Genomic DNA, 13971 nt, shown 5'->3' with positions numbered 1-13971 from the left:
GAATGGGCGAAGCTGTGCAAATTGCACCAGGGGGCAGTAGTCCTCCAATTCGACTAAAAACAAATTTAAGCGTTTGGGTGTTTTACTCCTCGGACGCCTTTCATTTGCACATTAGCCATGAATTGTCGAAATGTCAGAGCATCAGCTACGAGATGATCTCATTTCACGGGCTGGTGATCGCCAATCTTGCTCAATTTACGCCGCCTGATCTTATCTTTGTGGAAACTGGCCCTAATTGGGCACAGAAAATCGTCGAACTGCAGCAATTTGAATCTCCCCATGAAACCAATGATGGCCATGAAGCGTCACTGATTGTGTTTGGTAACGAGCATGACAGTGGAGCGCTTAAGATCGCCCTACGCATTGGGGCGGCGGATTTTGTTTCGGACAAAGCTGAAATTCAAGAGCTCGCTCCTCTGTTAAACAACATGGCAGAAGAGAAAGTCGCGAACCGAAACCTTGGTGAATTGCTGGTATTTATGAACTCCAAAGGCGGGTGTGGCGCCTCTATGTTAGCGCTCAACACTGCGATCAAGATGGCGCAATCTCACCCAGAACAAGTGATGTTGCTTGATCTCGATATTCAGTTTGGGGTGATTAATGATTATCTAAACATCCAACCGACGTACAGCCTAGTGGATGCGCTAGCAAACGTCTCTGACTTGGATGAAGTGTCATTAGGGAGTTTAGTGACCAAGCATGCCTCAGGGTTGCATATCCTCGCCTTTAAACGCGAGAACAGCCATGAAAACCATGAAAAAGCGATTTATCTCAATAAGCTGCTGCCGTTTCTGCGAGAGCAGTACCCGTACGTGATTGTTGATTTATCGCGAGGATTGGATCGCATGTTCGCTCCGGTTATCTCGCCTGCAACTAAGCTATACATGGTGACGCAGCAAAGCCTCGTTTCGATTAAAAGCTGTAATCAAATCATCAAAACCTTGTCGTTTGAGTTTGGCATTAATCGCGATCAGGTTGAGATCATCGTCAATCGCTACGAGAAACGTCAGTCAATCAAACTTAAAGATATCAAAGAAGCCGTGGGAGATGTGACGGTTCATACCTTCCCCAATGATTTCAAAGTCGCGCTCGAAAGTGCCAATTTAGGGCGTCCGTTTGTGGAATCGCGCAAAGGCAGTGCTCTCTCAAAATCGGTCGGTAAATTTGCGACCGCGCTGCTACCAGAAAAGAAAAAGAAACAAAGCTGGCTAAGTAAGCTTTTCTCCTAGCTAGGTGAACTGATAGGGATATTGCTATGTTTTTTAAACGAAAAAATATCAATCCTGAGCTGCAAAAAAAGGTGATGGAGGCGGATAAGCATCAACAGCACGTCGAAGAAAGTGGTCACGCTGACGCCAAATCTTCCGGTGAAGAGTCCGCTAGCTTGTTGAAAGAGCAGAAAAAAAAAGAACAGGCGGCCAACGACAAAGCGGTGGGTGACGCGAGAAAGCAGCTTGAGCAAGAACAAGAAGTTAAGCACTACTATCATCAACGTTTGTTAGAAACTCTCGACTTAGGACTTTTGGCGAGCTTAGAGCCCGAAAGAGCCAAAAATGATCTGCACGATGCCATTGTCCAGTTAATGGCAGACGACCAAACACACGCCTTGAGCGCGGAAGGGCGCAAGCGGGTGATACAACAAATCGAAGACGAAGTGTTTGGTCTTGGGCCATTAGAGCCTCTGCTGCACGATGCAACCGTCTCGGATATTTTGGTCAATGGTCCAAAGCATGTGTTTGTAGAGCGACGCGGTAAGTTGCAGCAAACGCCCTACACCTTTCTTGATGAGCGCCATTTGAGAAACATCATTGACCGAATTGTGAGTCAGGTGGGCCGTCGTATTGATGAAACCTCCCCGATGGTGGATGCGCGCTTGGCAGACGGTTCACGTGTTAATGCGATTATTCCACCACTTGCGCTTGATGGCTCCTCGGTGTCGATTCGTCGATTTGCGGTCGAAAAGCTCAATATGGACAACTTACTCGCCTTTAATTCACTTTCTCCGCAGATGGCTCAATTTGTTGAAGCGGCGGTGCAAGGGGCGCTCAACGTTTTGATCTCTGGCGGTACAGGTTCAGGCAAAACCACCACACTGAATATCTTCTCCAACTTTATTCCTCACGATGATCGTATTGTCACCATTGAAGACTCGGCGGAGCTGCAACTGCAACAAACTCACGTCGTTCGTTTGGAAACCCGCCCTGCAAACTTGGAAGGGAAAGGGGAAATTACTCAGCGAGATCTGGTGAAAAACTCACTGCGGATGCGCCCTGATCGCATCGTTCTTGGGGAGGTGCGTGGTGCCGAGGCGGTCGATATGTTGGCGGCAATGAACACAGGTCACGATGGCTCACTTGCCACCATTCACGCCAACACTCCCCGAGATGCACTGTCGAGGGTTGAGAACATGTTTGCCATGGCGGGGTGGAACATGAGTGCTAAAAATCTTCGCTCGCAAATTGCTTCGGCGATTCATCTTGTGGTGCAAATGGAGCGCCAAGAGGATGGTAAGCGTCGTATGGTGAGTATTTGCGAAATCAACGGCATGGAAGGGGAAATCATCACCATGTCGGAAATCTTTAAGTTCCATCGTCAAGGGATGGACGAAGAAGGGAATGTGCTGGGTTACTACACGGCAACAGGGGTAGTCCCACAATGCCACGACCAATTGTCTAAAAAAGGTCTGCACCTTCCTTTCGACATATTTAACGAATCTTATTCGTAGAAGGGGGATGTCATGCAACAGGATGCGACGCTTTTCTATATTTTACTTTTTTTCGCTGTGGTGTTTATTTCACAAGCGCTGATTTTGCCTGCGGCGGGTAGCAAGGCTAAGCACAAGCAACTGTCGCAACGACTGAAAGAGTCTCAAGCCAAACTCGATGAAGAGGCTCGTTCACTGCTTCAAGAACACTACATGAAAAGTTTGACGCCGATGGATAGGCGTTTGGTGAAAGTCCCTCTCTTTTCTTCGCTAAAGAAAACCATTGAGCTTTCTGGTTACGATTGGAGTCTTGGTCAAACGCTTGCTGTGACGCTAATTTTATCTGTGTGTGCTTTTCTTATTGTGCTGCTGTTAGGGCAACCTTTCTATATCGGATTAGCCGCGTCGGTGGGAATTTGGTTCATTCTGTACTTTTGGCTCAATAAGCGCATTTCTGATCGTTTAGCGAGTTTTGAAGAGCAATTGCCTGAGGCGCTGGACATTATGCGTCGTATGCTTCAAGCCGGACAACCCGTCACTCAGGCGTTCAATGAGGTTGGCAACGAGATGCCCGATCCCATCGGCACCGAGTTTAAAAACACCTTTAACCTACTCAACTTTGGTTACGACATGCGCATGGCCATCATGCAAATGGCAGAGCGTACCCCAACGGTGTCAATGTTAGCGTTTTCCAGTGCTGTTCTTCTGCAAAAAGAGACGGGGGGGAACCTGTCTGAGAACTTAGAGAAAGTGAGTAAAGTTCTGCGATCAAGATTTAAATTGCAGCGAAAAATCAAAACTTTGTCCGCAGAGAGCCGCTTGTCTGCGTGGATCTTGGTATTGTCACCGTTTCTACTGTTTCTGTTTCTCACCTTTATTAATCCCAGCTACGTTGAGCCGCTCTATACCGATCCAAGAGGGATGACGCTCGTAAGTGGGGGTATTATCAGTCTGTTTATTGGCTCGATATGGATCCGAAACATCATCAACTTCGAGGTGTAATATGGAGACCTTATTGCAGCTTCTAGACAGCTTTCAAATCAATGAGCAGACATTTTTTCTCAGTGTCATTCTGATTGCGACTGTGTTGGTGATGTTTACTCTGTTCTTGGTGGTGTTGGGGACGCGGGCGCCTATGAAGGTTCGACTCGAAGAGCTAAAGAAAACAGCGCCCGGAGAGAAACTAAAAAAAGGCCGCCGGCTTGGCAATACCCTTGATTCGATTGCGCCGACGTTAACGCCGTCAAACTCAAAAGAGAGCCAGAGTTTGCGTCAACAATTGATGCATGCTGGCTACCATGATGCCAATGCTCTTACCGTGTTCTACGCCATTAAAGGGATGGCGATTTTGGTTGGCGTTGGTATTGCAGCAATGCTCTACTTCTTTGTCCCTGAGATGTCGAATCTTAAGTTGGCGATGGTCGCCAGTGTCGCGGTGGGGCTTTACACGCCCAATATCGGTTTGAACTATTTTGTGAATAAACGTCAGTCTCGAATTCGTGGCGGTGTGCCAGATGCGCTCGATCTTTTGGTGGTGTGTACCGAATCGGGGTTGGGCTTTAGTGCCGCACTGCGCCGAGTCGCTGATGAGTTGATGATCTCTCACCCTGACTTTGCAGACGAATTGGATACCGTGTGCGTAAAAATTAAAGCAGGGGTAGAGATGTCGGATGCGTTCGAAGATTTGGTGGAACGAACGGGTATCAAGGAGCTTGCTGGATTGGTGACCATGCTGTCCCATGCATCGCGAATTGGTGGCAGCTTATCTCAAACATTGCGTGAGTATACGGAAGATTTCCGAGATAAACGCAACCAAGAGATCGAAGAGATTGCTGCGAAAATTCCGACCAAAATGATCTTTCCATTGCTGTTATTTATCTGGCCGTGCTTCTTTATTGTCGCGATCGGGCCATCAATGCTTTCCATTACCTCGACGCTGGGGAACTAACTATGAACAAACAACAACTCGCCGTCTGGTTATTGCCGCTTTCATTGCTGGTGGGCTGCGCCACGAGTGATGACAATACCTTTGATGCCTCTCTTTATGATGGTAAACCTATCGATACCCTCTCCCTAGAAGAGCCACCCAAGACGGAAAAAGAGGCCATCACACGGGGCGATATGGCATTGAGTCAAGGCAATGTCGATCTCGCTCTCTATGAGTACATACGCTCGCTCTCGTTTGAAAATGGTCAATACCAAGATCGCTCTTTGTACAATATTGGCCGTATTCACCAAAGCCGTAGCAACTTAGCATTGGCCGAGCGAGCTTACACCTTGTCGGTTGACCGCAACCCAAACAACATTCAATCCCTAGAACAGCTAGGCATTCTTTACAGTCGTTCTGGGGATCCCAAGCAGGGGGAAAGCTACTTTTTGAAAGCGATCAACGCCGATCAACTTCGTTTTGGCAGCAAGAAGCCATTGTCTGATCAAGATTTGCTGACCGTTGAAGCCATAGCTGCGCTCAAAACGGATGTCAGTTCGCCAGACTATGCGTACATGGGGATGGGCGTTCTAGCAGACCTCGAGGCAAAACATGAGCAAGCTCAGGCCTACTATCAGCATGCTTTACGTATTAAGCCAGATTCGGTCAAAACGCTGACGAACAGCGGCTATTCATACTACATGTCTGGGGACTACCTTCAGGCTCAGAGACTTAGCTTGCAGGCGTTGGATCAAGATCCAAACGATGAAAAGGCACTCAATAATCTCGCGCTTATCTACTTGGGAAAAGGGGAAATTAACCGCGCGCTGAATGTGTTTACGCGTCATATGGAGAAGCCGGAAGCGCTGAATAACGTCGGTTACTTCTTGATATTGCAAGGTAAGCCAGACAAGGCAATCCCGTATCTTCAACAGGCGATAGACAGTAAGCCTACCTATTACAAAGTCGCCAATGAGAACCTAGAGCGCGCACTGGCTTTGGTCAGAGAAGAAGAAAGTCAATCGGAGCAGTGACAATCAAAAAGGAGAGCCTCGGCTCTCCTTCGAGTTTGTCGCTTAGACGATGTAACCGGAGACAAGCCCAGCAGTCATAAAGAAGGCGACCATCCAGACAATCGGCAACGATAGCTGTTTGAGCAGATAGAAGCCAACTAGCACCAGCGATAGGTCGATTGGGTTTAATACCGCGCTAGTGAATACGGGTTGGTAGAGTGCCGCCAACAGTAAGCCGACAACAGAGGCGTTCACGCCATTAACCGCGCCGGAGACTTTACTGTTTTGTGCCAGCGATTGCCAGTTTTTCAACACACCCAGTAACAGCAAGAACCCCGGTAAGAAAACCCCAAGTGTCGCAATCAGCGCTCCAGAGATTGGCGCTTGTGGCATCAACTCATAGCCAATGTAGGTGGCAAAGGTAAACATGGGTCCAGGAACAGCTTGTGCGGCTGCATAACCGGTTAAGAAGGCATCTTGAGTCAGTTGGTCGCCAACAATGTTCTGCAAGAGAGGGAGAACCACATGACCGCCACCAAACACCAAGCTCCCCGCTTGGAAAAAGTCATTAAATAGACCAAGCGCAGGTATCACATTGGCGACAACAGGTAAGCCGACGAGTAGCACGACGAACAGCACCAAAGGCAGCACTGAGGGTTTAAACGAGGTTGGCTCGCTTGGTGATTGAACGCCCAAAAAGCGCATCCCGATGAGACCGGCAAGTATGAGCACTAACATCTGTGTGGCAATTCCGGGGAACACCAAGAGCGCAATAGCCGTCGCTAAACACAAAGCGACAGAAAGCTTGCCTTTGCAGAAGTTTTTGTACATGCCCCAAGTGGCATCAGCAACCACGACAACTGCGAGTAGCTTGAGCCCATGAACAATGTTTTGAAACGCGCTTGTTTCAGTCAGTTGGCTACTTAACACCGCCAAAGCCAACATGATCAGCACAGATGGCAAGGTAAAACCAAGAAACGCCATACAGGCGCCGCCCAATCCACCACGCTTATAACCGAGCGCAAAACCGACTTGGCTTGACCCTGGGCCAGGTAAGAACTGGCTTAAGGCGACGATCTGGCCATACTCTTTGTCATCTAGCCATTTGAGTTTCTCAACAAAGGTATTTCGGAAGTAGCCGATATGAGCCGCGGGGCCACCAAAGCTAATCCAGCCTAACCAGAAAAAGGTCTTAAAAATCGACAGCATGACAAATACTCGTTGGGTAAATAGTGCCGATAATGTACAAAATCGACTAAAATGACTCAAATTGATAGTTTTAATAGAGATTATGAATCAAACAGGATGAGGCGATGAAAGAGTTTAACTGGAAAGAGGTCGATCTCAATTTGCTGGTGGCGTTTCAAGCGGTGTACCAAACCAAAAGTGTCAGTTTAGCCGCTGAGCAATGCTTTGTGAGCCAGTCTGCAATGAGCCATACCTTGCAAAGGATGCGTGGGTTGTTTGAGGATCCTCTATTTGAACGCGTCGGGATTCGAATGGAGCCGACACTTCGGGCTCATGAGGTCGCCCCTTTGATCGATAAGCTGCTCGCCAGCATCAAAAACGATCTACTCATCAAAAAGCACTTTTCTGCGCAAGACTACCAAGGAGCGTGGCGTATCGGGTTGACGGATTACGCAGAGCAACTCTTTGCCCCACAACTTTACGATGCACTCAAAGCGGTGTCGCCTCAATCTCAGGTCAGTTTTTACAACGTCAATCGCAGCAATTATCTCGATATCGCGGACAGTGAAGATCTGGATGTAGTCATCGGCAGTATTGAAAATCTCAATCGCCGTTTTCTGTCCCAGCATCTTTATACTGAGCAGCACTTGTGTATGTATGACCCACAGAGCGTTGATGTCGATCTGCCTTTGACGCTAGAGCAATTTGTCTCACTGGAACACGCATTGGTGAGTCCAGATGGCAGCCTGCACACCCAAGTTGATAAGCGCTTAACCAAACTCGGTTATGAGCGGCGAGTCGGTGTCGCATCGCGTCACTTCCTTACCATACGTCGTTTATTGCTTGGTCGAGAGCTGGTTTGTATTGTGCCCAAGCGTTTTGCTGAAATGGAAAGCGTGAGTCACGGTTTGATGGCCGCTCCGCCCCCCATTGACGTACCTGATTTCGATATACGTTTGATTTACTTAAAAGCCAACCAGTACGAAGAGAAGAACATCTGTATTCGTGATGTGGTGAGCGAGGTTGTGAATTAATGTTCGGGGTGCAGCTTGCGTACAATAAGACCACTTAGCTTCCAAAGTAGTAGCGTTAAGAATGTGCTTAAGTACCCGTCAATGGCGTAGTGCCACGCAAGATGTACCGAGCCAATTTGAATCGCGGCCATGTATCCCCACATCAGATACCCGAATCGCTTGTTCAATCGATAAGCGCCCAATGCCATCAACACGGCAATGGAGATATGCATGCTAGGCATTGCCGAGATCCCCGTGCCAATGCCGCTTTCTCTGCCCAGGTATTTTAACCACAGTAGGTCTTGAACATCGAGTGCCCACAGCGGGGGGAGTCCCAGTTTCTCTAATGCTAGGCTTTGGGTAGTAAGCCTGTCCATTAATGGCAGATATTGGGTTTGATTGACGTCTACCAAGTGGGCGTAACAAGGCCCTGCGGACGACATTAGAGTTGCGGTCACTCCACCAATCACCAGCCAGCTAGACATAAAGGTAATCAAATACTGATTACGCAAAATGGCCATATCTCGGCGGACAATAAAGAATAAGACGCTGCCCCACATCAATAAAAACCACAGATTGTAGAGAAAGTTGATCACAAAAGAGCTGTAGATGGATGAGAACCATTGATGGGTGAGACGCCAAGGATCATTGCCAAAGTGGAGCCACTGATCGAGCTGATAGAAGAGCAAATCATATTGAAATGGGTTGATATCCGGAATGATCGATTTGAGATAGGTGTAGCAAGAAAACGTCAAGTTGAGCGATAAGACCAGCAATACAAAACTGATCGGCTTAGCGATGGGGTGGAAGAAGCCGGTAATGGTTTTTGAATAGACCAACAAAGGGTGAGGCGTTTTGTGATAGGCCAAGTAGAGGTAATAGCCCGAGCTCCAAGCAAGAAACGTAATGTAGCAAATGGTAAACAGTGCCCGTAGGTAGGTAGTGAGGTCATACTTGAGTTGTGACTGTTCAACAAACCATTGTGAGGCGAGATAAAGCAAAGCGCTCGTCACGATGACATAGCCATACAAAAGCCTGTCATCAAAGATATCTTGCTTTACTCGTTGCCACTGCGTTGGTGAGGCGCTTGGGGTATCCATAGCCAGCTTGGTCTTCTCCATACTTTTTAAAAGTGTAGAACATTAGGGTCTGTTGATCTTTCGAGCTGATTTTTGCAGCAGTTTGTGGGAAATTTCTACAAGGCAGAGGCTTTGAAGTGTAGCTAGTTGAGTGTGTATCGAGTCCAAACTTTAGAGCGCCAACGGTGAGCCATAATCAAACCACGAAACCACTCATCGAGGGCGATGGCCATCCAAGCGCCCAATACGCCTGCCCCCCAGTGAACGCCGAATAGGTAACTCATTCCAACGCCCCATCCCCACATGCTGAGAATCCCCATTTTGACAGGAAATTGGATGTCTCCAGCCGCTTTCAGGGCGGAGATAAAAATCAAGTTAAAGACCCGTCCCGCTTCCAAAATGATGGAACCTGCGATCAAACTTGCAGTTAACGCTGCAATTTCTGGTTGGGTGGTAAAAATCGCGATGATGCTGTCTCGGAGCAAGTAGATGGAAACGGTCACTATGGTGGAGACGATAAAACCGATCACAAAGTACTTTTGAACCAGTTGCAGAATGGAGTCAATCCAGCCGCGCCCGATGTAGTAGCCTGCTTGAATTTGGCTGCCTTGCCCAAGCGCGAGCGCAAAAGCAAACGAGAGGCGAGCAATGTTTTGTGCATAAGTAAACGCTGCGAGAGAGGCCGTCCCCATTTGGACAATAAAAAAGGTAATGCAAATTTGCGCCATGTTATACGAGAGCACTTCTCCCGCATTCATCACGCCAATTTTCACAATACGTGAGTAGATGAGTTTCGGAATTTGACCAAATTCGGCGAATGGAAGGGCGATATCGGAACGTTTGACGACGACGCATAGAATCAGCGTGCCGATGACTTGGCTAATTACAGTTGCGATCGCGACGCCTTCAACACCGTAAACGGGCAGGCCAAAAGGCTGGTAGAGCGCAATGTAGTTGCCGACGATGTTGATCACGCCGCTGATAAGGTTGACCACCATCGGAGAGCGAGAGTAGCCGTTGCTGCGCAAAATGGTGGTTAAGACGATGCCCATGGTGACATTAAAGGTGAGGGCGCCACTGATCACTAAATATTCATGCGCATATTGCTCGACCTGGGCTTCCAAACCATAGAGTGGCAAGAACTGATACGCACCAACGAGTGCGATAACGCTCAGCGCTAAGCCAACCACAAACGACAGCGCAATACTGGCCACGCCCACATAGGCAGAATCTTGATGTCGATTGGCGCCATTGTACTGAGCGATAAGTATGCCAGTGCCACTGCTGACCATCGAAGAGACAATGATCAGAAAGAACGACAACTGAGAAATCACCCCAACCGCAGATACCGCTTTATCAGAGTAGCCGCTTAGCATGAATACATCGCTGGTATTGAGCGCGGTTCGCAGCAAGATCTCGACAAATAGAGGCCAAGTCAGCGCGACAATGCTCATTCTTTTGTCGATGGAAGAAGTTGGGTTTGGCATAGCGAATGAAAAAAGAGAGAGATAAGTGAGTAATTATATAAGCACACCAAAAGTAAGGGTAAAGGTATTCTTATTGAGTGAGAAAAAAGGCGACAAGATCTCAGTTTGTAGGGCTAGTTGTTAAGTTATTGAGTGAGCAACTTAGCGTCGCTGCTGTGCGTGACGCAGCGCGCTCAGTCATTTTAGGACAAGGTGAAAACTTGCAAATGTGGCAGCCTAGTATTGTATCTAAAGGCTGCCGAATAGAGGTGGGATCAATCTTGATGCTGGAAGAACGCGTCCAGTTGTGGGGCTAATGTGTCTATCCAGAGTCGATAGGCGTTCGAGTTTAGATGCAGGTCATCGCAACTGTGGGTCAACGGCAGAAATCCTTCTGGTGAGAGTGACGTGTTTAAGTCGATGAAGCGCATGTTCTTCTCGCTGCAGAGCTGCTCTAGCTTTTGGTTGAGTTCTGTCACCTGTGGATTGAGTGACGCGATTCGCTCACCGACGTAGAGCGTAGACTGAACCCAGACTTCAATATTGTGGCTTTCCCAGTGTTCGAGCATTTGACGATAGTTATCCATAACCTCTTGAACTGAGTAGCCTTGCGAGAGATCGTTGATCCCCGCCATGACACAGACCAGTTTTGGCTGACAGGCGGTGGTTGTACTCAGGCGACGAACCATGCCTGATGTGGTGTCACCTGCAAGGCCGCGATTGGCCAGTTTTATGTTGGAGAGAGCGTCATGCCACGGGCCCCATTCCGTGATTGAATCACCAAACATTACAAGATCGACTGTTGTCGCAAAGGCGGAGTGATTGTCTTGGGTCAGGATGAATCGGCTCATTTTATGTGCTCGTTGATTTAGGTCTAGGTTTCGGCAGATTTGTGCGAACTGCTCAGGGGTTATGGATTCTGTGTCTAGATGCTCGGTGAGCGCTTCAATTTCTGAACGCAATGCAGAGATGCGAGTAGAAAGGCCGTGTTCATCGCGCAATTGGTAGAGATCGTCAACCAACTGGTAGAAAGAGCGGTGCTGATTGGCGTAGTACAGCTCGAATAAGTCGAGGCATTGATTCTCTTTGAGAGCTTGGAGGAGTTGTTCTTGGGGCATCGAATGTGTTCTCTATCGTATTCTGGTGGTGTGGATTGGCTTTCTCAGTTCGCTGGTGGTCAACATGCCTAGAACCCTTCAAATTTATCAATGGCTTCACGTGCTTGAGCTAACGAACAACCGCTCTCGCTCACCAATTGACTGACGCTCATGGTTGGATTGTCTTCCAATAGCTGTTCTGGCGTGATGCTCGGAGCCGGAAGGTGTTTTTCAATCGCTTTGATAATCCAAAGGTTTGCCTCTGAGTCGAGCTGGGTCATCAGTGTTCGTAGCGCGTCTTCTTTCCCCGTCAGTTGCCAGTGTCGAGAGCGCCGAATGCGTTTGAGTTGGCAGTTGAGCTGACAGGCGAGCGCAAGCACTGCGGATTTGTCGCCGACTCGATGGATAAAACTGTTCAGAGTAATAGAAAGCATGGCTTAGGCAATCCCTTGATTTAAGGCACCAACAGAGGAGCGCTCGTTAGTGTGCTTGCGGCTAAACCAATGCACGACAAACTCAGTAAAGGCAGAGAGTTTGGTGCTGCCACGAAGCTCTGGCGGGTAGATTAAATAGATGCCACTCTCGACAATAAAATAGTCATCAAGGATGCGAATCAGCTCGCCATTATCAATCGCCGGCTGAACTAAATAGTCCGGCATTTTTATGACCCCTTTGCCTTGTTTGGCCGCTTCAAGCAATAACAAATTATCGTTGATAAACATATCGCCATCAGTGTCGATGACGAAGGTGTTATTGCCGTTGGAAAACGACCAGTGAGTCAAATGTGGATCAGACAAGCAGTTGTGTTGCTTAAGATCTTTTGGATGTTGCGGGCGGCCTCTTCGCTCTAGGTAAGCGGGAGAAGCGCAGCAAATGTGCTGATAAGACATCAACCTTTTCGCCACCATGTTTTCGGGAGGTGAGTTGGTTGCGCGAATGGCGAGGTCAAAGTTGCTTTTGGTCAGATCTTCACGGGTGTAACCGATGTCGAGATCAAACTCGATTTGCGGATGAAGCGCTTGAAACTCTCGGCAAATATTGATCAAAAATCGGTGGCTAAAAATCGTTGGGGCTGTGATCCTCAAAGCGCCAGTGACTTCACTTTTGGTGTGGTCGAGCTCTTTTTCTAACTGCAAGATTGATTCGTTGACGCCTTGCATCTTGGTGAGGATTTTTTCTCCCGCAGAGGTCAAACGCACGCTGCGAGTGGAGCGAATCAGTAAGCTGGTTTCTAACTCTTGTTCGAGCTCTTGGATCTGGGAGGAGAGGTAACTTCGTGAAATACCGAGCTGGTCGGCGGCTTTTGAAAAGCTGAGCTGCTTAGCAACCTCACTAAACAGGGCGTAGCGCTCAAATCTTTTATGCATTTTGTGCATGGTTCATTACCCAATCGTCATCCTAGAGCGCGAATTATAATTCAATATAGAAAATGAAAACTTGATGATTGTTTGCTATATCGAATTATATTTTCTCAAAGTTGGGGTTAATCAGGCCATAGGTCGGGCGTATAGTGAGGGCAGTGAAGTTATTGGCCAACCGTACCAAGGCCTTTTGAAATAGGAAATTAACCATGCAAAACGATCACCCTGTGTTTTCGCCGCTGATCCAAGGCTATTGGCGAATGGCTGAGTGGGGAATGACCACTCAAGAGCAACACGCTTTTGTTAAACAGCATGTTGAATTAGGAATTACCACGGTAGATCACGCCCCTGTTTACGGACCAGATTCAGCGTGTGAACGACTGTTTGGTGAAGTCTTGGCGCTGGATAGTCAGTTACGTGAGCAAATCCAGATTGTCTCCAAGTGTGGTATTTATCGTGGGTATGGCAACCAAGTTAATCACTACGACAGCGGTAAGGCGGCAATCGTAAAATCGGTGGATGAGTCACTCACGCGTCTAAACACCGACCACTTGGATGTACTTTTGCTTCACCGTCCAGACTTATTGATGGATGCGGATGAGGCGGCAGAAGCGTTTGCCGAGCTAAAAGCGGCGGGCAAAGTGAAGCATTTTGGCGTGTCGAACTTTACCCCAGCTCAGTTTGCGCTGTTGCAGTCTCGTTTGGATACACCGCTGATCACTAACCAAGTTGAAATTAACCCAGTGAACTTGCATGTGACAGAAGATGGCACGCTCGAACAGCTTCAACAGGCGCGTGTTCGCCCAATGGCGTGGTCTTGCTTGGCGCAAGGAGAACTGTTTAATGGGCAGAGTGAGCAGTTGACGCGTCTACGTGCCACTCTTGATGAAGTTGCACAAGAGGTGGGAGCAACTTCGATTGATCAAGTGGTCTACGCTTGGGTTATGCGCTTACCATCGAGACCCGTGCCGATTATAGGTAGTGGCAAAATTGAGCGTGTAAAAACCGCCGTTGCGGCAATGGATCTCACCCTAACCAAAGAGCAGTGGTATCGCATCTGGACTGCCTCTAAAGGTCATGGCGTCGCGTAATCGATGCAAAAAAGGCGAGCTGTGAGTCTCGC

Annotated in this window: 13 protein-coding genes; 7 read left to right on the top strand and 6 right to left on the bottom strand. The window is 48.2% G+C overall.

Annotated features, from left to right (window positions below):
* Positions 1 to 2 precede the first annotated feature (2 nt).
* Genes RJ47_RS07195 through RJ47_RS07175 form a run of 5 tightly spaced genes read left to right on the top strand, consistent with a single transcriptional unit; the run spans position 3 to position 5665 of the window.
* The gene (locus RJ47_RS07195) at positions 3 to 1229 is read left to right on the top strand and encodes an AAA family ATPase (RefSeq protein WP_039482783.1); all 1227 of its coding nucleotides are present in this window, start codon (positions 3 to 5) and stop codon (positions 1227 to 1229) included.
* Positions 1230 to 1255: 26 nt separating this feature from the next.
* Complete coding sequence (locus RJ47_RS07190; protein ID WP_039482780.1) at positions 1256 to 2725, top strand: CpaF family protein; 1470 nt, start codon at positions 1256 to 1258, stop codon at positions 2723 to 2725.
* 12 nt (positions 2726 to 2737) lie between these two features.
* Complete coding sequence (locus RJ47_RS07185) at positions 2738 to 3706, top strand: type II secretion system F family protein (protein WP_005471463.1); 969 nt, start codon at positions 2738 to 2740, stop codon at positions 3704 to 3706.
* A 1-nt stretch (position 3707) separates the two neighbouring features.
* Complete coding sequence (locus RJ47_RS07180) at positions 3708 to 4652, top strand: type II secretion system F family protein (protein WP_039482774.1); 945 nt, start codon at positions 3708 to 3710, stop codon at positions 4650 to 4652.
* A 2-nt stretch (positions 4653 to 4654) separates the two neighbouring features.
* Positions 4655 to 5665, top strand: coding sequence for a tetratricopeptide repeat protein (locus RJ47_RS07175; RefSeq protein ID WP_038189689.1), 1011 nt, complete (start codon positions 4655 to 4657; stop codon positions 5663 to 5665).
* A 42-nt stretch (positions 5666 to 5707) separates the two neighbouring features.
* Here the strand turns inward: RJ47_RS07175 and chrA are convergent, their stop codons facing one another.
* A complete protein-coding gene (gene chrA, locus RJ47_RS07170) occupies positions 5708 to 6853 on the bottom strand; it encodes a chromate efflux transporter (protein ID WP_039482771.1) in 1146 nt (381 codons plus the stop codon).
* 104 nt (positions 6854 to 6957) lie between these two features.
* Between chrA and RJ47_RS07165 the strand changes: the two genes are divergently transcribed.
* Entirely contained in the window at positions 6958 to 7866 is a 909-nt protein-coding gene (locus tag RJ47_RS07165) for a LysR family transcriptional regulator (protein WP_039482769.1), read from the top strand.
* Here RJ47_RS07165 and RJ47_RS07160 read toward each other — a convergent pair.
* The 5 genes from RJ47_RS07160 to RJ47_RS07140 all read right to left on the bottom strand — a co-directional run bounded on the left by RJ47_RS07160 (position 7863) and on the right by RJ47_RS07140 (position 12863).
* Complete coding sequence (locus tag RJ47_RS07160) at positions 7863 to 8945, bottom strand: phosphatase PAP2 family protein (RefSeq protein ID WP_039482852.1); 1083 nt, start codon at positions 8943 to 8945, stop codon at positions 7863 to 7865. The genes RJ47_RS07165 and RJ47_RS07160 overlap by 4 nt on opposite strands.
* 122 nt (positions 8946 to 9067) lie before the next feature.
* The gene (locus RJ47_RS07155) at positions 9068 to 10411 is read right to left on the bottom strand and encodes an MATE family efflux transporter (RefSeq protein WP_039482764.1); all 1344 of its coding nucleotides are present in this window, start codon (positions 10409 to 10411) and stop codon (positions 9068 to 9070) included.
* A gap of 254 nt (positions 10412 to 10665) precedes the next feature.
* The gene (locus RJ47_RS07150; RefSeq protein ID WP_039482745.1) at positions 10666 to 11508 is read right to left on the bottom strand and encodes an SGNH/GDSL hydrolase family protein; all 843 of its coding nucleotides are present in this window, start codon (positions 11506 to 11508) and stop codon (positions 10666 to 10668) included.
* 68 nt (positions 11509 to 11576) lie between these two features.
* Positions 11577 to 11921, bottom strand: coding sequence for a ribosome recycling factor family protein (locus tag RJ47_RS07145; RefSeq protein WP_039482725.1), 345 nt, complete (start codon positions 11919 to 11921; stop codon positions 11577 to 11579).
* A 3-nt stretch (positions 11922 to 11924) separates the two neighbouring features.
* Positions 11925 to 12863, bottom strand: coding sequence for a LysR family transcriptional regulator (locus RJ47_RS07140; RefSeq protein ID WP_039482710.1), 939 nt, complete (start codon positions 12861 to 12863; stop codon positions 11925 to 11927).
* A gap of 194 nt (positions 12864 to 13057) precedes the next feature.
* Between RJ47_RS07140 and RJ47_RS07135 the strand changes: the two genes are divergently transcribed.
* On the top strand, positions 13058 to 13939 hold the full coding sequence (locus RJ47_RS07135; protein ID WP_039476077.1) for an aldo/keto reductase: 882 nt from the start codon (positions 13058 to 13060) through the stop codon (positions 13937 to 13939).
* Positions 13940 to 13971 lie beyond the last annotated feature (32 nt).

The sequence above is a fragment of the Vibrio sinaloensis genome, from assembly GCF_000808535.1.
In the GTDB taxonomy this organism is placed as follows: domain Bacteria; phylum Pseudomonadota; class Gammaproteobacteria; order Enterobacterales; family Vibrionaceae; genus Vibrio; species Vibrio sinaloensis_D.
This window is presented reverse-complemented; position numbering and strand designations above follow the sequence as displayed.